The organism is Kribbella jiaozuonensis, from assembly GCF_005233875.1.
GTDB classification, from domain to species: Bacteria; Actinomycetota; Actinomycetes; order Propionibacteriales; family Kribbellaceae; genus Kribbella; species Kribbella jiaozuonensis.
Map to the genome: position 1 here is coordinate 730,127 of NZ_SZPZ01000004.1, position 16,498 is coordinate 746,624.

At 68.5% G+C, this 16,498-nt stretch carries 18 protein-coding genes; 11 read left to right on the forward strand and 7 right to left on the reverse strand.

The features are described from left to right. The first annotated feature begins 4 nt into the window (after positions 1–4). Positions 5–1,168: a pyridoxal phosphate-dependent aminotransferase gene (locus tag FDA38_RS29500; protein WP_202877894.1), complete on the forward strand. Its 1,164-nt coding sequence runs from the start codon at positions 5–7 to the stop codon at positions 1,166–1,168. Positions 1,169–1,184: 16 nt separating this feature from the next. Beyond that, entirely contained in the window at positions 1,185–1,925 is a 741-nt protein-coding gene (locus tag FDA38_RS29505; protein ID WP_137257382.1) for an alanyl-tRNA editing protein, read from the forward strand. Positions 1,926–1,934: 9 nt separating this feature from the next. On the opposite strand, the gene FDA38_RS29510 is transcribed toward FDA38_RS29505, so the two are convergent. After that, positions 1,935–2,309, reverse strand: a complete 375-nt coding sequence (locus FDA38_RS29510; RefSeq protein WP_137257383.1) for a DUF5997 family protein — start codon at positions 2,307–2,309, stop codon at positions 1,935–1,937. A gap of 32 nt (positions 2,310–2,341) precedes the next feature. On the opposite strand from FDA38_RS29510, the gene FDA38_RS29515 reads away from it, so the two are divergent. Both FDA38_RS29515 and FDA38_RS29520 read left to right on the forward strand, forming a co-directional pair. Continuing rightward, positions 2,342–3,013 (forward strand): LysR substrate-binding domain-containing protein, encoded by a 672-nt coding sequence (locus FDA38_RS29515; protein ID WP_137257384.1) that lies wholly within the window; start codon positions 2,342–2,344, stop codon positions 3,011–3,013. A 32-nt stretch (positions 3,014–3,045) separates the two neighbouring features. After that, positions 3,046–3,564, forward strand: coding sequence for a VOC family protein (locus FDA38_RS29520; RefSeq protein WP_137257385.1), 519 nt, complete (start codon positions 3,046–3,048; stop codon positions 3,562–3,564). 3 nt (positions 3,565–3,567) lie between these two features. On the opposite strand, the gene FDA38_RS29525 is transcribed toward FDA38_RS29520, so the two are convergent. Continuing rightward, a complete protein-coding gene (locus FDA38_RS29525; RefSeq protein ID WP_170989914.1) occupies positions 3,568–5,550 on the reverse strand; it encodes a GMC family oxidoreductase N-terminal domain-containing protein in 1,983 nt (660 codons plus the stop codon). Positions 5,551–5,629: 79 nt separating this feature from the next. Here FDA38_RS29525 and FDA38_RS29530 point away from each other — a divergent pair, with 79 nt between their 5' ends. Next, complete coding sequence (locus FDA38_RS29530) at positions 5,630–6,727, forward strand: aldo/keto reductase (RefSeq protein ID WP_137257387.1); 1,098 nt, start codon at positions 5,630–5,632, stop codon at positions 6,725–6,727. On the opposite strand, the gene FDA38_RS29535 is transcribed toward FDA38_RS29530, so the two are convergent. Next, a complete protein-coding gene (locus tag FDA38_RS29535; RefSeq protein WP_137257388.1) occupies positions 6,697–7,293 on the reverse strand; it encodes a TetR/AcrR family transcriptional regulator in 597 nt (198 codons plus the stop codon). The genes FDA38_RS29530 and FDA38_RS29535 overlap by 31 nt on opposite strands. Positions 7,294–7,318: 25 nt before the next feature. Beyond that, complete coding sequence (locus tag FDA38_RS29540) at positions 7,319–8,329, reverse strand: hypothetical protein (RefSeq protein WP_137257389.1); 1,011 nt, start codon at positions 8,327–8,329, stop codon at positions 7,319–7,321. 62 nt (positions 8,330–8,391) lie between these two features. Between FDA38_RS29540 and FDA38_RS29545 the strand changes: the two genes are divergently transcribed. Continuing rightward, positions 8,392–8,997 (forward strand): TetR/AcrR family transcriptional regulator, encoded by a 606-nt coding sequence (locus FDA38_RS29545; protein WP_137257390.1) that lies wholly within the window; start codon positions 8,392–8,394, stop codon positions 8,995–8,997. Here the strand turns inward: FDA38_RS29545 and cpt are convergent. Beyond that, positions 8,982–9,518: a chloramphenicol phosphotransferase CPT gene (gene cpt, locus FDA38_RS29550; RefSeq protein WP_137257391.1), complete on the reverse strand. Its 537-nt coding sequence runs from the start codon at positions 9,516–9,518 to the stop codon at positions 8,982–8,984. The two genes, FDA38_RS29545 and cpt, sit on opposite strands and share 16 nt — an antisense overlap. Continuing rightward, positions 9,515–10,774, reverse strand: coding sequence for an MFS transporter (locus tag FDA38_RS29555; RefSeq protein WP_202877895.1), 1,260 nt, complete (start codon positions 10,772–10,774; stop codon positions 9,515–9,517). The genes cpt and FDA38_RS29555 overlap by 4 nt, the downstream gene beginning before the upstream one ends. Positions 10,775–10,849: 75 nt before the next feature. Here FDA38_RS29555 and FDA38_RS29560 point away from each other — a divergent pair, with 75 nt between their 5' ends. Genes FDA38_RS29560 through FDA38_RS29580 form a run of 5 tightly spaced genes read left to right on the forward strand, consistent with a single transcriptional unit; the run spans position 10,850 to position 15,880 of the window. Beyond that, on the forward strand, positions 10,850–12,790 hold the full coding sequence (locus tag FDA38_RS29560) for a potassium transporter Kup (RefSeq protein WP_233714989.1): 1,941 nt from the start codon (positions 10,850–10,852) through the stop codon (positions 12,788–12,790). 3 nt (positions 12,791–12,793) lie between these two features. Continuing rightward, positions 12,794–13,639 carry a helix-turn-helix domain-containing protein gene (locus tag FDA38_RS29565; RefSeq protein ID WP_137257392.1) on the forward strand — a complete coding sequence of 282 codons (846 nt, stop codon included), beginning with the start codon at positions 12,794–12,796 and terminating at the stop codon, positions 13,637–13,639. Further along, positions 13,620–14,924 carry an FAD-binding oxidoreductase gene (locus tag FDA38_RS29570; RefSeq protein WP_137257393.1) on the forward strand — a complete coding sequence of 435 codons (1,305 nt, stop codon included), beginning with the start codon at positions 13,620–13,622 and terminating at the stop codon, positions 14,922–14,924. Before FDA38_RS29565 ends, FDA38_RS29570 begins: the two co-directional genes overlap by 20 nt. Continuing rightward, positions 14,921–15,481 carry a dihydrofolate reductase family protein gene (locus FDA38_RS29575; RefSeq protein WP_137257394.1) on the forward strand — a complete coding sequence of 187 codons (561 nt, stop codon included), beginning with the start codon at positions 14,921–14,923 and terminating at the stop codon, positions 15,479–15,481. The genes FDA38_RS29570 and FDA38_RS29575 overlap by 4 nt, the downstream gene beginning before the upstream one ends. Continuing rightward, positions 15,482–15,880, forward strand: a complete 399-nt coding sequence (locus FDA38_RS29580) for a nuclear transport factor 2 family protein (protein ID WP_137257395.1) — start codon at positions 15,482–15,484, stop codon at positions 15,878–15,880. Here the strand turns inward: FDA38_RS29580 and FDA38_RS29585 are convergent. After that, the gene (locus tag FDA38_RS29585) at positions 15,847–16,458 is read right to left on the reverse strand and encodes a maleylpyruvate isomerase family mycothiol-dependent enzyme (protein ID WP_137257396.1); all 612 of its coding nucleotides are present in this window, start codon (positions 16,456–16,458) and stop codon (positions 15,847–15,849) included. The genes FDA38_RS29580 and FDA38_RS29585 overlap by 34 nt on opposite strands. Between the last annotated feature and the right edge of the window lie 40 nt (positions 16,459–16,498).

Genomic DNA, 16,498 nt, shown 5'->3' on the forward strand with positions numbered 1-16,498 from the left:
TGTCGTGAAACTTGCTCAGCGGATGGAACGGCTCGGGACCGAATCGGCCTTCGAGGTGCTGGCCAAGGCGAAGGCGCTGGAGGCGCAGGGGCGCGAGATCGTGCACCTCGAGATCGGTGAACCCGACTTCGACACCCCGGCGCACGTGATCGCCGCCGCGCAGCAGGCGCTGGACAAGGGCTTCACGCACTACGTGCCGGCGCCCGGGATCCCGGAGCTGCGGACCGCGGTGACGGAGTTCCTCGAGCGGACCGGCCGGCTGCGGACCTCGCCGGACCGGGTGCTGATCACGCCGGGCGCGAAGCCGATCATGTTCTTCACGATCCTCGCGTTGTGCGAGGAGGGTGACGAGGTGTTGTTCCCGGACCCCGGCTTCCCGATGTACGAGTCGATCGCGTCGTTCGCCGGCGCGAAGGCGGTGCCGGTGCCGCTGCGGGAGGAGAACGGGTTCGTCATCGACCCCGAGGAGCTTCGGTCGCTGGTGACCGAGCGGACCAAGCTGCTGATTCTCAACTCGCCGCACAACCCCTGCGGCAGCGCGTCGACACCCGAGCAGTTGCAGGCGATCGCCGAGATCGCGATCGAGCACGATCTCGTCGTACTCAGCGATGAGGTCTACTGGGCCTTGCGGTACGACGGGGAGCACCACAGCGTGCTGGACGTCGACGGGATGCGCGAGCGGACGATCCTGCTCGACGGCTGGTCGAAGACGTTCGCGATGACGGGTTGGCGGTTGGGCTTCGGCGTGTTCCCGGAACCGCTGGTCGAGCCGGTGACGCGACTGATGATCAACTCGGTCTCCTGTACGTCGGCCTTCAGCCAGTACGCCGCGATCGCCGCGCTCGAAGGTCCGTGGGACGACGTCGACCGGATGCTGGCCGCGTTCCGGGAACGGCGCGAGGTGATCGTGTCCGGGCTGAACGCCGTACCAGGTGTGTCGTGTGTCGAGCCCGGCGGAGCGTTCTACGCGTTCCCGAACATCAGCGAGCTCGGCATGTCTGCGTCGGAGCTGTCGGATCGCCTGCTCGACGAGGCCGGCGTCGCGTGTCTCCCAGGCACGTCGTTCGGGGGGTACGGCGAGAACCATCTGCGCTTCTCGTACGCGAACTCGGTGGAGAACATCCGCCGGGCACTGGACGCATTCACGGAGCTCGTCACATCGGACTGAGCTAGATTCGGGGACCATGAGCGGCGAGGGGAATCAGCACGGGCATACGCATCGGCTGGATCTGGACGATGCGTCGGTGCGGGAGTGGGATGCGACGGTCGTCGGGGTGGATCCGGAGCGTGGGATCGTGCTCGACCGGTCCGCGTTCTATCCCGGTGGCGGCGGGCAGCCGCCGGACGAGGGCGTGCTGCTGTGGGGCGGCGTACGGACGCGGATCGTCGGGACGGTCCGCGGTGACGGCCTGTATCTGGTGCCGCACGACGGCGACCCGGTGCCTGGCGTCGGTACGGCGGTGCGTGGGGCGCTGGACGACGAACGGCGTACTCAGCTGATGCGGACCCACTCCGGGCTGCATGTGCTGACCGGCGTGGTGTTCCGTGACTTCGGGGCGCTCGTCACGGGCGGGAACATGGAGCCGTTGTCGGCGCGGATGGACTTCGACCTGGCCGAAGTACCGCCGGACTTCAAGGAGCGCGTCGCCGAGGCGGTGAACGCGGAGATCCGCACCGACCGACGGATCACGGTCAGCAACCTCCCGCGGGACGAGGCGTTCGCGATCCCCGACATCATCCGCACCGCGACGAACCTGCTCCCACCCGACATCGAGATCGTTCGCATCGTCGACATAGCCGGCCTGGACACCCAAGCCGACGGCGGCACCCACGTCGCCTCCACCGCGCTGATCGGTCAGCTCGAGGTCGTCAAGATGGAAAGCAAGGGCAAGGGTTTCCGCCGACTACGAGTGCGGATCAGCTGACGGCGATCGTTACGAGCGTGCCTTCTTCTTGAGCTCGGCCTCTTGCCGACGCACCTCCGCCTGAGTGGCGCGTTCGTGCTCCAGCCAGTCCGGGTTCTCGTCGCGGATGGCCTCGATGTCGTCCGTGGTCAGCGCCTCGGTGATGCCGGCACGGGCCAGGCCGCTGATCGAGACACCGAGTCTGGCCGCCACCACAGCGCGTGGGTGGGGGCCGGTTCGCCTGAGCTCCTGCAGCCACTCCGGCGGGTCCGTCTGCAGTGCGTTCAGCTCGTCGCGCGACACAACGCCGTCCTGGAACTCCGCGGGCGTGGCCTCGAGGTACACCCCGAGCTTCTTGGCCGCTGTCGCGGGCTTCATGGTCTGGGATGTCTTGCGCGCCGTCATGGGAGCAGCGTAACGCCCGGTAACCTGGCGACGTGACCGGATTCCGGCTGGGCTACGTTCCCGGCGTGACCCCAGCCAAGTGGGTCCGGATCTGGGCCGAGCGCCTCCCTCGCGTCCCGCTCGAGCTGATCCAGGTCAGCGCAGCGGACGCTCCGGAGCTCGTACGCCGTGGTGAGGCCGACGCCGTGCTCCTGCGGCTGCCGATCGACCGGACCGGGCTGCACGCGATCCCGCTGTACGTCGAGCAGACCGTCGTCGTGGTGCCGAAGGACCACCTGGTCACGGCCGCTGACGAGATCACCGTCGACGACCTGTCGGACGAGCTGATGCTGCACGCGCAGGACGACGTACTGGACTGGGAGCGGCCGCCGGGGCGGGTGATCGAGGAGCGGCCGGTGCGGACCGGGGACGCGGTCGAGTTGGTTGCTATGGGCACCGGGTTGCTCGTCGTGCCGCAGTCGCTGGCGCGGTTGCATCATCGCAAGGATCTGACGTACCGGCCGATGACCGGCGTACCGGAGTCGCAGGTTGCGCTCAGCTGGGCGGAGGCTGACGAGACGAGTGAGCTGGTGGAGCACTTCATCGGAATCGTCCGGGGGCGGACGATGAACAGCACTCGTGGGCCGGCTCCCAAGACCAAGACGGTCAAGCCGAAGAAGCAGATCCCGGACAGAAGCCGGCAGAAGCCACGGCGCCGTCGCTAGTCCCAAGTTGAGTTCTCAACTACCATCGGTACATGGCGATCTTCCGGTTGAACCACGCGGTCCTGTATGTGCGCGACGTTGCGGCCAGCGTCGCGTTCTACCGAGACGTCCTCGGCTTCGGGTACACCGAGACCGGTGACACGATTCCGGGCGCGGCGTTCCTGCGGGCGCCGGGGTCTAGCAACGACCACGACCTCGGGCTGTTCCAGATCGGGTCGCAGGCGGGTTCGTCCGGCGCCGGGCGGACGACGGTCGGGCTCTACCACCTGGCCTGGGAGGTCGACACCCTCGGCGACCTCGAGGACCTCGCCGCCAAGCTGAGCGAGCACGACGCGCTGGTCGGCGCCTCGGACCACGGCACGACGAAGTCGCTGTACGGCAAGGACCCCGACGGGCTCGAGTTCGAGATCGTCTGGATCATCCCCGCCGACCTGCTCACCGACGACGACCGCAACAAGACCGGCATCGCGCGGCTCAACCTCCCCGCCGAGATCGAGAAGTACGGCCGCGACGCCCGCAGCGGCGTAGGCATCTCCCGCGTCCTGGGCTGACCTTCACTTTACGATCTGGCCGGCGATTCGCAGGGAGTTGGCGAGGACGGTTAGGACCGGGTTGACGCCTCCGTTGGTGACGTGGAGGGAGGCGTCGGCGATCCAGAGGTTGTCGTGGCCCCAGATGCGGCCTTGGGGGTCTGTTACCGAGTGAGCTGGGTCGGTGCCCATGCGGCACGAGCCGGCCTGATGTTGTCCGCTGCTTGCCCGGCCCAGCGTGCCGACGCCACCGACCGCCGTCCGGATCGCGCCGGCCTCCTCCAGCCACGCTTTGGCCTTCGCGCTCATGAAGCCGTGGGCGCGGACATCCTCCGGGTGGATCGATCCACTCGTCACCACGACCGGATTGCCGAACCGGTCGACCACCGACGGATCCACCCGGACCCGCGACTCGGCCGACGACACCTCCTGGATCGGCCCGACGACGCGCAGCATCCGTCGTACCTCTCGCCGCATCGCCTGCTTGCTCGCCGCCCCGGCCCGCGGGATCAACCCAGCTCCGGTCAGATAGTCGTACGTCGCGGCCGGCGTCGGCACGAACTCGTTCGCGAGCATCCCGCCGCCGACGATCCCGTCGTTCCCGTGCCGGAAGTCGCAGGTCGCGATCGACGCGCCCGGCCCAACGAGATCGACCACCTCGTCCTCGAACAGCCCGACCGCACCGGCGTACACATGCGCATGCAGATGCCGCCCGACCTGGTCCTGGTTGTTCCCGATCCCATCAGGCTCGCCGTCGTGCGCGCTGTTCAGCAGCAGCCGCGGCGTCTCCGATGCACCCGCGGCGACGACGACCTCGTCGCAGGAAACGGTCCGGCGCCAGATCCCGCCGTACCCATCGCTTGCGACCAGCGCGACGCCAGTGACGCGGCCGCCGGAGGTGACGAGCCGCTCGGCCGTGGTCTCGGTGACCAACGTGCAGTTGCCGGTCGCGAGCGCGGCCGGGAGCGCGGTGTTGTGCGTCCCGTTCTTCGCGTCGACCGGACAAGCGAACCCGACGCACAGCCCGCACCGCACGCAGCCCGAGCGTCCTTGGTAGTCGACCGAGTTGATCAGCAGCGGTACGTCGAGGATCCCCCAGCCCAACCGCTCCGCCGCCGCGGACAACAGCTCGGCCGGACCGGTCCGCGGCATCGGAGGCATCGGCAACGGGATCGACCGCGGCTCGTGCCACAGATCCACCCCTCCACCACTCACCCCGAACCGCTGCTCGGCCAACGAGTAGTACGGCTCCAGGTCGTCGTACGAAATCGGCCAGTCGGCAAGCGCGCTGCCCTCCGGTACGCCGTACGTCGTCGCCATCCGGAAGTCCCGCGGCACGAACCGCCACGCCTGCGCGCCGTACACGCGCGTCCCACCGCCGACCGTGAACGCGTTGTTGCCCCACCCACCATCGGGCGGCAGCACCTGACTCCGCACACCGTCCACCACCGAGATCCGAGGCCGCCCTGCCGGATCCGGATCTGTCAGCGCGGGCAGTCCGGCGACCGACCGCGGATTCCGCAAGTGATCGCGCGCGAGCGACTCCGTCGACGGATAGCGACCCAACTCCACCACGAGCACCGACCGCCCCGACTCCGCCAGCACCTGCGCCGCCGCTCCCCCGCCGGCGCCCGAGCCGATCACGATCGCGTCGTACCGATCCGCCAACTCCGACCGCGGCGTGATCGCCAACTCGGTCTGCTCCGTCGCGAAGTCGCCGGTCTGCCACCCGACCATCCCCCACGCCGCCGGCTCCGCGTAGTACCCCTGCGCCACCAGCCGAACGAGCCACGCACCGTCGGCGTCCGCCAAGGCGCCCTCAAGCCCAGCAGCCTCAGCAACCGCCAGCCCGCGCTCCACCCGCGGCAGCCAGTCCGGCCGGTCCTCGGCCAGCACCCGCTCGACGAACCCGACCACTCCGCCCGCCGCGGACGGAAACTCATCCGCCGGTACGACCAGCTCCGCCAGTCGCTCGAGCACGATCCGTTGCTGTTCAGAAAGGGCCACGGGCAAATCCTTTCACGCACTCGGCTGGTTCGCATGGTTTGTACTTGCCGGTCCATTTTTGCCGAGCGACGCTGGGGGCATGGCACTTGACGACTATTACCTGCTCGGGCGGTCGGGGCTGCGGGTCAGCCGGCTGGCACTGGGCACGATGAACTTCGGCCAGGCGGGCTTCCACGCGCCGTACGGCAAGACCGAGGACGAGGCGCGGGCCATCTTCCGCGCCTATATCGATGCCGGCGGCAACTTCATCGACACCGCCGACTTCTACACCGCCGGTGAGAGCGAGCGGATCCTCGGCCGGCTGATCGCCGAGGCGGGTGTGCGGGAGCGGATGGTGCTCACCACCAAGGCGACGAACAGCGTCGACGCCGGCGACCCGAACGCCGGCGGCAACAGCCGCAAGCACCTGATCCGCGCGCTCGACGAGTCCCTGCGCCGGCTCGGCACCGACTACGTCGACCTGTTCCTGCTGCACACCTGGGACCGCATCACCCCGATCGACGAGGTACTGCGGACGCTCGACGACCTCGCCCGCGCCGGCAAGATCCGGTACGCCGGACTGTCCGACGTACCGTCCTGGTACGCCGCTCGCGCGCAGACGCTGGCCGACGCTCACTCGCTGACCCCGATGGTGAGCCTGCAACTCCCGTATTCGTTGGCCGAGCGGACGATCGAGACCGAACACGTCCCGATGGCGCAGCAACTCGGGCTCGGCATCACCGCGTGGAGCCCGCTCGCAAGCGGCTTCCTCACCGGGAAGTACCAGCGTGACGATGCTCGAGGTGTGGCCGGTGAGGGTCGTCTCACCGGCGACGGCTCACCCGTGCGGACCTGGGGAGACCGGCACTGGGACCTCTTGAAGACGCTCCAACACGTAGCGGACAAGCTCGGCGTGACGATGGCCCAGGTCGCGGTGAACTGGGCGGCCACCCAGCCGGGGGTCGCGTCCGCGATCGTCGGTGCGAGCCGGCCGGAGCAGCTCGAGTCGAGCATCGAGGCACTCAGCTTCGAGTTGCCGGCCGAGCTGCGTGCCGCGCTCGACGACGCCAGCGCCGTACCGCCGGAGTCGGTGTACCGGATGTTCACGCCGGAGTACCAGGGCTGGCTGGTCAACGCCGGGGCGAAGGTGGCCGACAAGCCGGTGGGCTACCGGCCGCCGGTGCTCAACTGGAGGTAGTCCAGGCAGAGGTCGAGCGCGTACTCCAGGTGGGTCGACGAGCCTGACGACATCAGGATCGCCACGCCACCTTGGATCGCGGCGATCAGCGCGGCCGCGGCGCGGGCGGGATCCACGTCGGCACGGATCTCGCCCGCGGCCTTCATCTCCTCGATACCGCTCTCGAGCCGGCGCTGCCACTGCGCGAGCAGCCTCCCGGTCACCGCCTGCGCGGCCGGGGTGTGCCGCCCGATCTCGGTGATCAGTACGCCGAGCGGGCAATGCACGCCCTGCCGCCGGTACTTCTCCACGACGGCATCACGCCACTCGGCCCACGCGTCCCAGCTGGTCAGCTGCCCGAGGTGTGGCTCCTGGTCCTCGAGCACCTGCTCGGCCTCGCGTTCGGCGACCGCGAGCAGCAGCTGCTCCTTGCCGTCGGGGAAGTAGTGGAACAGCTGGCTCTTCCCGGTCCGGCTGCGCCGCCCGATGTCGTCCAGCTTCACCGCACTGATCCCACGCTCGCGGATCTCAGCGGCAGCCGCCGCCACGATCCGGTCCCGCGTCGCCGCACCCTTCGCTGTCAGCACGCGGTCAAATGTACCCGCCGGTCCATCAGCTCCGGCCGGCGTTCAGCTCCGCGAGCTTGCCGAACACCTTCTTCGGCCGCCACTGCCCGTCGTCCCCGACCGCCACCAGCCCGTACGACGAGAGGTCGAGATCGTGCTGTGGATCGTTCTCGCGGTGCGGCAGCTCGAAGCCCGCGAAGCTGAACCAGAACGCCGCCGCGAGTTCGATCCGGTCGAATTCCTCGACGAGCTCGAACAGATACTCCACTTGTTCCTCCTCGTCCCGCTCGTACGAACCGTTGATGACCGGCGGCGTGACGCTATGGTCCACGATCATCCAGCCACTCCCGCCCCGCTCGGCCGCGCCGCCATACGCGCAGCAGCCGAACTCGGTGGCGACCACGGGCTTGCCCCACTTCGACCGCGCCGCCAGCTCGTCGGCGAAGGTCGCCGCGTTCGCCGCGTCCCGATACGCGTCGACGCTGACGATGTCGAACAGCTCCCAGTTCACGTCCTCCCACAGACCGGCCGCGTACGTGATCCGGCCGCCGAAGACACTACGCGCAGCGCTCGCCAGCTCCTCCTGCACTGAACCCCACCGCTCGAGCCCGGCGTGCAACTCCATCAGCTTGGCCGGGTCGGTCCAGGTCGCCGGATCGCCCATCAAAGCCAGCCGCTCACCCGAGGTCTCCCCCGGCACGAATCCCTTGCAGAACACGGACAGCTCGCATCCCAGCACGAGTACGACCTCGCCACGCGCGGACTGCCGCAGTACCTCGGCCTGCACGGCGCAGTCGGTGAGGAAGGCGATGAACTCGGCAGGCTTGAGGTTCATCGGCATCGGCGAGAACCACAGATCCAGCCCGGCCGCCAGCGCCGCCTCGCCTGCCACCACCAGCCGGTCGAGCTCCGTGCCGACCACCCGCACCGCGGGAGCGTGCAGCTCGTCGGCGATCACCGCCATCTCATGGCGCACCGCGTCGGGATCGAAACGGTCGCGCGTACTGCGGCCTTCGTACTGCAGGCCGGTGTCGTAGTTCACCCCGATTGATCGCATGACCTACAGCCTAGCAACTGAACTCATACTCGGTACATCTTTTTATCCGGTATGGTTAAACCGTGAACCAACAGGGCCGCCGGGAGCGGAAGAAGGCCGAGCTCCGGACCCGGATCTCGGAGGTCGCGACCGCACTCTTCCTCGAGCGAGGCTTCGACGAGGTGTCGGTGTCCGAGGTCGCCGAGGCGGCGGATGTCGCGCGGCCGACGGTGTTCGCACATTTCGCCCGCAAGGAGGACCTGCTCTTCGACCGCTACCCCGAGGCGGAGGCCCTGGTCGTTGCCGCGATCAACGACCGCTTAGCTGGCACGTCCGCGGTCAAGGCGGTGTCCGATCTCCTGGTCGCGCTGGCCGACGAGGGGAACCCGTTGTCCACGATCCGCGGCCGGTTCCGCCGCTTCTGGGAGGTCGTCGCCGAGTCCCGGGCGCTGCAGAACCGCGCCCGGGAGCTATTGCAGCAGATCGAGCAGGCGATCGCGGGAGCGATGGAGCGCACCGGCGTACCTGATCCTCAGCTGACCGCCGCGCTCACGGTCGCCGCCTACCGCGTCGTCCATCTGGAGTCCGTACGCCGGATCTTCGCCGGCGATGACCCCGCTGTCGTGGCCGCGGAACACCGCGAGCGCATCATCAGCGCGCTCGCCGTCGTCGATCAGGCCTTCAAGTAGTCCGCGATCGTCCGCGCGCACTCGATCGACGTCGCGTGCGACGTGTCGACCTCCACGTCGTACGTGATGCCCTCATGGACGATCAGAGCCTGCCCCTCGGCCATGCCGGTCGGCCGGTCACCGCGCCCCGCCTCCCGCTGTGCTGCGATCGCAGGGTCGCAGTGAACTCCGACCCAGAGCGTCTCGAGGTCGCCGATCGCGTTCCGCCAGCGCTGCTGCGAGGACGGGCCACCGAGGAACACGTCGTCCATGAGCACACGCCCGCCGGCCCGGCACATCGCGACGATCCCGGCGGTCCAGCCGGCTTCCAACTCGCGGAACGCCGGTCCGACCGACACCTCGCCATCAGATCCGATCACGATTCCGTCCGGCGACCCGTCCAGCTTGGCCGGTAGCGCATCGACGAAGTCGTCCACGCTGAAGCCCAGCCACGGATCGTCCAGCACCTCCTGCAGAGCCCGCACAAGCGCGGTCTTCCCGGAGCTGGAACCGCCGTTCAGGATGATCAATCGAGCCGTCACGCCTGCAAGGCTAGAGGCTTGTCGGGCGTCAGCTCGACGGTTTTACGGCGGGCCAACCCGAGGAACGGCAGCGCGAGCAATTGGAGACCCGCCGCCAGCAGGTAGGTCTGCCCGTAGCCCCATAGATCCGCGGACCGGCCGAGCCCCGGCTGGATCACGACGCCACCGGCCGAGCCGAGCAGGTTGTCGAACGACAGCACCGTCGCCCGCTGCTCCGACGGGATGTGGCTGTTCAGGTACGCCTGCCGCACCGGCGTCATCGCGGCGAACATCGTGCCCCACACCATCAACAGAACGAGCGCGGCCCAGAACGATGTCACCAGACCGATCAACGCGACCACGGCCGCGGAGATAGCGATCGCTCCGATCAAGATGAGGATCCGATCCCGGAAGATGCGTGCGACGTACGACGCCGACGCGCCGCCGGCGATCTGCGCACCGGCCACGATCCCGGCCGACAGACCCGCGATCCAGTACGAATCGGCGTGCCCGTACAGCTGCAGCAGATACGGCTGCGCGGCGTAGAACCCGTACACGCTCACACCCGCGGTGAACGGACCGGCTAGCATCACCCAGCGCACCGGCGGATTCAGCAACCCGTGCCGCAGCGACGCCCGGACGATCCCGCCCATCTCGCCGCGCACCGAGACCCGCGGCTTCGGCGTGAACCCGAGGTCGCGCATCGCCCGCCACGCCACCACGAAGGTGGCCCCGAGCAACAACGCGCGGACGACGTACGGCGCGCCGAGATTCGTCACCTGGGCCAGGAACCCGCCGCCGATCGAGCCGCCCATCATCGCGATCCCGCTCGCCACCTGCCCCTTCGCGAACGCCGCGTCGAGCGTCCCGCGGTACCCGGTCGCGTGCAGCCCGTCCACCAGCCAGGCCTCGGTCGCGCCACTGAAGAACGTGAACCCGAGCCCGAGCAGCACCGACACCACCGCCCACAGCACGAACGGCGCGTGCGCCCGCCACAACAGCAGGTAGAGCAGCGTGGACCCGAACAGGGTGGCGGTGCCCAGGAGGTACGACGTACGCCGGCCGACCGTGTCCGCGACGACGCCGGTTGGAACCTCGAACAGCACCATCCCGGCGGTGAAGAACGCGTTGGCGGCGAAGGCCTTGCCGATGCTCAGCCCCGCGTCGAGCAGGAACAGCGTGTTGATGCCCCAGATCATCGACGAGGCATCCGTCGAGACCACGACCAGCGTCACGTAGGTCCGCAGTACCCGCTCCGGCGTCATCTCCTGTGTCATGTGAGGTACGTCGGAGTCGCTCTAACTGTCTCGACATGCACCCCGGTAGCTCCTGGGGCGGGTATCGTCCGGGCCGTGACGATTCAGCAGGACGGCGCCACGACCCATGAGCGGAATGTCCACGACACCGTCAAACTCGCGGTGGTCATCGGGGCACTCGGTGTGGTGTTCGGTGATATCGGGACCAGTCCGATCTACACGATCCAGACCGTGTTCAACCCCGAGGACCCGCACCCGGTGCCGGTCAGCGACGCGAACGTGTTCGGTGTGGTCTCGCTGATCTTCTGGTCGGTGATGATCATCGTCACCGTCACGTACATCCTGCTCGCGCTGCGCGCCGACAACGACGGCGAGGGCGGCCTGATGGCGCTGATCACGATTCTGCGCGGCTGGGCCCGTCGGCACCCGGAACGCAAGGGCGCCGTCGTACTGGCCGGGCTCGGCCTGTTCGGAGCGTCGCTGTTCTTCGGCGACAGCATGATCACGCCCGCCATCTCGGTACTCTCCGCGGTCGAAGGCCTGAAACTCGTCGAGCCGTCGCTGGGCGAGTACGTCGTACCGATCACCGCGGTGATCATCATCGTGCTGTTCATGGTCCAGCGGCGTGGGACCGAGGCGGTCGGCCGGGTGTTCGGGCCGATCATGATCCTCTGGTTCGCCGCCATCGGTGCGTGCGGGATCAGCGGGATCGCCGGGCATCCGGAGATCCTGAAGGCGCTGTCGCCGACGTACGCAATCAGCTTCCTCGCCGGACATTTCCACATCGCGTTCTTCGCGCTGGCCGCGATCGTGCTGTCGGTCACCGGAGCCGAGGCGCTGTACGCCGACATGGGGCACTTCGGCCGGAAGGCGATCACCCGCGGCTGGCTGTTCCTCGTACTGCCCGCGTGTGTGCTGAGCTACCTGGGCCAGGGCGCGCTGATCCTCAAGGACCAGTCCAATATCAGCGGGCCGTTCTTCCTGCTGATCCCGGACTGGGGCCGGCTACCGCTCGTACTCCTCGCGACCGCGGCCACCGTGATCGCGTCGCAGGCCGTGATCACCGGCGCGTACTCCGTCGCCTCCCAGGCCGCGAAACTCGGCTACCTGCCGCGACTGCGGGTCGCGCACACGTCGGCGACCACGGTGGGTCAGATCTACGTGCCGTGGATCAACTGGCTGCTGCTGGTGTCGGTGCTGACGCTGGTCTTCGCGTTCCGCAGTTCGGCAGCGCTGGCGTACGCGTTCGGTATGGCGGTCACCGGCACGATCACGATCACCACCACGCTGTTCTTCTACGTCGCCCGCTACCGCTGGAACATCTCGTGGTGGCTGATCGGCATCGGCGCGGCGTTACTGCTCTCGGTGGACCTGCTGTTCGTCGGGGCCAACCTGACCAAGCTCATCCACGGCGCCTGGCTGCCGCTGCTGATCGCGCTGACGGCGTTCACGATCATGACGACGTGGCAACGCGGGCGCCAGGTCGTCACGGCCGAGCGGGAGCGGGCCGAGGGTTCGCTGCAGGAGTTCATCAACCAACTCGGCTCCGGCGACATGCCGATCCGCACAGTGCCCGGTACGGCGATCTTCCTGAACCGCGGCGGCGTCAGCACCCCGCTCGCGCTGCGGGCGAACGTCGAGCACAACCAGGTGCGACACGAGCACGTGGTGATCGTGGCGATCGAGACCGCGGAGGTGCCGCGCGTCCCCGAGGACCAGCGGGTGATGGTCAACGATCTCGGGTACGGCGACGACGGGATCACCCACGTCACGATCAAGTTCGGGTACATGGAGTCGTCGGACGTCCCGAGCGCTCTGGCCCTGCTGGACCCGGACGCCACCGAGGGCCCGATCGATCTCGAGCACGCGTCGTACTTCCTGTCGAAGATCGAGCTCCGCCGGGGCGACGCACCGACGATGGCGGGCTGGCGCAAACAACTGTTCCTTGCCACGTCACACATCACGGCCGACGCCGCGGAGTACTTCGGTCTCCCGCGCGACCGGACCGTCATCATCGGATCGCATATCGAGTTGTAGCGCATGGACCAGTCGTACGACGAAAGCCACCCGCTGCCGCAGCTGTCGGGGCTCGTTCGTACGGTCTGGATCCAGCGGACCGGATCTGTCGCGTATGTGCAGCGCGACCTGCCGACGGGTGGGGTCGAGCTGCATTGCCCGGTGGGCGGCGTGCCGCGGTTGGTCGGGCCGTTGACGCACGCTCAGGTGCAGGTGATCCCGCCGCGGACGACGATCGTCGGGGTGCGGTTCATGCCGGGCGCGGGCACGGCGCTGCTCGGCGTACCGGCTGATGAGTTGGTTGATTGTGCGGTTGAGCTGTGGGGTCCGGCGGCGGTGGCGATCGGGTCGGTCGTGGCTTCGGGTGATCCGGTTGCGGCGTTGCTTGACGTGCAGCGGTATCTGGCTCGTCAGCGGCTGCGGCCGGATCCGCTGGTCGCGGAGCTGGTGCGCCGGCTGATGCCGTGGGATCCGACGGGGATCGCGTCGTTGGCCGACGATCTCGCGTTGTCGGAGAGTCAGCTGCGGCGCCGGTGTCTGTCGGCGACCGGGGTCGGGCCGAAGACCTTGCAGAGGACGTTGCGGTTCCAGGGGTATCTGGCGCTGGCTCAGGCCGGCTACGGCAACGGTCTCGCGGATCTCGCGGCCGAGACCGGGTATGCGGATCATGCGCATCTGACCCGGGAGTGTGTGCGGTTGACCGGGGTGACTCCACGGGAGCTTCTCGGGGACAAGGCCGATCGCTGCGACTGCGGCCACGACCACTCCGCGTCGTACCGCCCGTTCCTGGCCGGCTGGTACGACCGTTTCCTTCAAGCCCAGACATCCCGCACCCGTCTACCGTCGGCCCATGGAGCTGATCGCACCTGACCACCCGCAGTACGACGTACTCCGTCGTCCCGCCCTCCCGCACTACCGCGCCATCCGCCCGGCCCTCATCGCCCGCTGCACCTCCCCTGCAGATGTAGCCGAGGCCCTCGCCTACGCCCGCACCCACGCCCTCCCCTTCGCCCTCCGAGGCGGAGGCCACTGCTTCGCAGGCCACTCCTCAACCACCGGCCTACTGCTGGAGCTGTCGGGAATGAACGCGATCACCCCAGGCCCGACCCGTAGCCGCCCCGGGGACAGCCGAGCCGAGGCGCGCACGCCCGGGGACCTTCCGCGCGAGGACCTTCCGCGCGGGGACAGGCGGGTGACGCCTGCGGCGCCTCAGCTGGCGGCGATCGGGGCTGGGGCTCGGTTGGCGGATGTGTATCGCGGGCTGCACGAGCACGGGCTGACGATTCCGGCGGGATGTGGGCCGACGGTCGGGATCGCTGGGTTGACGCTTGGCGGCGGACTTGGCCTGCTGGGGCGGCGGTACGGGTTGACCTGCGATCGGCTCGTCGGGGCGACGGTTGTGCTCGCGGATGGTCGGGTTGTGGAGTGTGCTCAGGGGCGTGAGCCGGATCTGTTCTGGGCACTCCGTGGTGCCGGAGGTGGTCAGTTCGGCGTAGTCACGTCGCTCGAGTTCGCCGCCGTACCGTCCCCGACCGCCACCCGCTTCACCATCACCTGGCCCCGCACCCACGCCGCCGACGTGATCGCCGCATGGCAGACCTGGGCCCCCGACGCCCCGGACACCATCACCGCCAGCCTCGCCGTGACCGCCGACGAGGTGCGCGTCTTCGGCGCAACCCTCGCACCCTTCGACTCCGGTCTCCTCACCGGCGAGGTCGAACTCCGCAACGGCCTCAGCTGGCCCGACCTCAAACGCAGCTTCTCCGACGAAGACACCCCGGGCGACAGCGTCATCCACAGCAAGTCCGAGTTCTTCAGCTCCCCGCTCCCCCGCGACACCATCGCCCAACTACTAGCCGCCGGCTGTGAGCTGAGCTTCACCCCGATGGGCGGCGCCTACAACCGCGTCCCCGCCGACGCCATCGCCTTCGCCCACCGCGGCGAACGTTTCCTCCTCGAACACACGGGCACCGACCAAACCGCAGTACGACGCTCCTGGTCCATCGCCCACCAGCACGCCTCCGGCCGCCTCTACCCCAACTTCCCCGACCCCGACCTCACCGACCCGACCGCGTACCACGGGCCCAACTACGAGCGCCTGCTCGCCATCAAGCAGGCATACGATCCAGACCACATCTTCGGAGGCATCAGATGATCGTGCTCTACATGACCATGTCCGTCGACGGGTACGTCGTCGGCCCGGACGACAGCATGGAAGAGCCGATGGGCCGCGGTGGATTCCGTCTCTTCAACTGGCTCGACGACCGCAACTCCGACGGACCGAGCGGCCAGGTGTACGGCGAAGCCCAGGCAACCGGCGCCGTCATCGCCGGCCGCCGCACCTTCGAACACGCGGGCCGCTGGGGCGGCGACCACCACGACGGCGTGCCGATCTTCATCCTCACCCACCACGTCGACGAGAACGACGTACCACCCGGCAGCGCCCGCTTCGTCACCGACGTCGGCGAGTGCGCCGCCCAAGCCCGCGCCGCCGCCGGCGACCGCAACGTCCTGGTCCACGGAGCCGGCGCCGCCCAGTCCCTCCTCGCCGCCGGCGAACTGGACGAACTGGAACTCCACGTCGTCCCCGTCCTCCTGGGCCAAGGCCGCCGCCTCTTCGACAACCTCCCCGCCAACCTCGTCGAACTAGAACAGGTCCGCCAACTCCCCACCCGCGACGTAACCCACCTCCACTACAAGGTCCTGAAGTAGATGACACTCTCGAAGAAGTCAGCCATCGAAGCCCACTGGCGTGCATCCGAGAGCGGCGACATCGACGCAGAACACGCGATCTACGCGGACGACGCCGTACTCGAGTACCCCCAATCCGGCGAACGCTTCCGCGGCCGCTCCACCATCGCAGCCCAACGCAACACCCACCCCGCCGACCGCCACTTCACCGTCCGCCGCATCCTCGGCACCGCCGACCTCTGGATCACCGAGTGCACCATCACCTACGACGGCGCACCAACCCACTCCGTCTCCATCATGGAATTCACCAACAACAAGGTCACCCACGAAACCCAGTACTTCGCCGACCCCTTCCCAGCCCCCGAGTACCGGGCTTCACTCACCGATCAGAGCCAGGGTGGGAGTGGGGCGGCGGGGTGACCGTTGGAGGTGATGTTTGTGTAGGGGCGGCCGGCTAGGTAGGCGGCTAGGTCGGGGAGGGGGCCGTTGACGTTGGGGACGTCGGGGCGTTGGGTGCGGATGTCTTTGCAGAGGGCTTCGAGGAAGTCCGTCGGGAGGTCGGCGAAGGTCAGGCCGGTGGATAGGTCTACGGCGTGGATGAGGACTTCGCGGGAGCGCATCCAGGGGATTCGGGTGGCGGGGATGGTTGCGCCTTGGGCGGTGCGGACTGGCGTCTGCCATTGGTCGGGCGTGAGGGCCGACATGGCAGCCCCGAGGGCGGCGGCGGACTCGTCGTACCAGGAGCGGAGTTCGTGGGCGGGGCGGAGGGCGGCGGATTCTATGTCGGCGTTGCGGGCCTCGGCGGACGGATACATCGGGCGTTCTTCGCCGGTGCGGGCCCAGTGGACGAGGTTGCCCAGGGCCTCGGCATTGAGGGACAGATGGGCTGCCACATGACGCCGTTTCCAGCCTGGGAGCGCCGATGGGGCGTCCAGGTCAACCAGTGCCTCGCGGCACTTCGCCGTACCCTCGTCGATCCACTCATCAACCCGAGCCATGACTGGAACGTAGCCGACGACGGCGCGGGTTCTTGCAGCG

Bases quoted from the DNA above. Each gene is read 5' to 3' on its own strand.
- FDA38_RS29505 (WP_137257382.1), top strand. From the start codon at position 1,185: ATGAGCGGCGAGGGGAATCAGCACGGGCATACGCATCGGCTGGATCTG.
- FDA38_RS29510 (WP_137257383.1), bottom strand. From the start codon at position 2,309: ATGACGGCGCGCAAGACATCCCAGACCATGAAGCCCGCGACAGCGGCC.
- FDA38_RS29520 (WP_137257385.1), top strand. From the start codon at position 3,046: ATGGCGATCTTCCGGTTGAACCACGCGGTCCTGTATGTGCGCGACGTT.
- FDA38_RS29530 (WP_137257387.1), top strand. From the start codon at position 5,630: ATGGCACTTGACGACTATTACCTGCTCGGGCGGTCGGGGCTGCGGGTC.
- FDA38_RS29540 (WP_137257389.1), bottom strand. From the start codon at position 8,329: ATGCGATCAATCGGGGTGAACTACGACACCGGCCTGCAGTACGAAGGC.
- FDA38_RS29555 (WP_202877895.1), bottom strand. From the start codon at position 10,774: ATGACACAGGAGATGACGCCGGAGCGGGTACTGCGGACCTACGTGACG.
- FDA38_RS29565 (WP_137257392.1), top strand. From the start codon at position 12,794: ATGGACCAGTCGTACGACGAAAGCCACCCGCTGCCGCAGCTGTCGGGG.
- FDA38_RS29570 (WP_137257393.1), top strand. From the start codon at position 13,620: ATGGAGCTGATCGCACCTGACCACCCGCAGTACGACGTACTCCGTCGT.
- FDA38_RS29575 (WP_137257394.1), top strand. From the start codon at position 14,921: ATGATCGTGCTCTACATGACCATGTCCGTCGACGGGTACGTCGTCGGC.
- FDA38_RS29580 (WP_137257395.1), top strand. From the start codon at position 15,482: ATGACACTCTCGAAGAAGTCAGCCATCGAAGCCCACTGGCGTGCATCC.
- FDA38_RS29585 (WP_137257396.1), bottom strand. From the start codon at position 16,458: ATGGCTCGGGTTGATGAGTGGATCGACGAGGGTACGGCGAAGTGCCGC.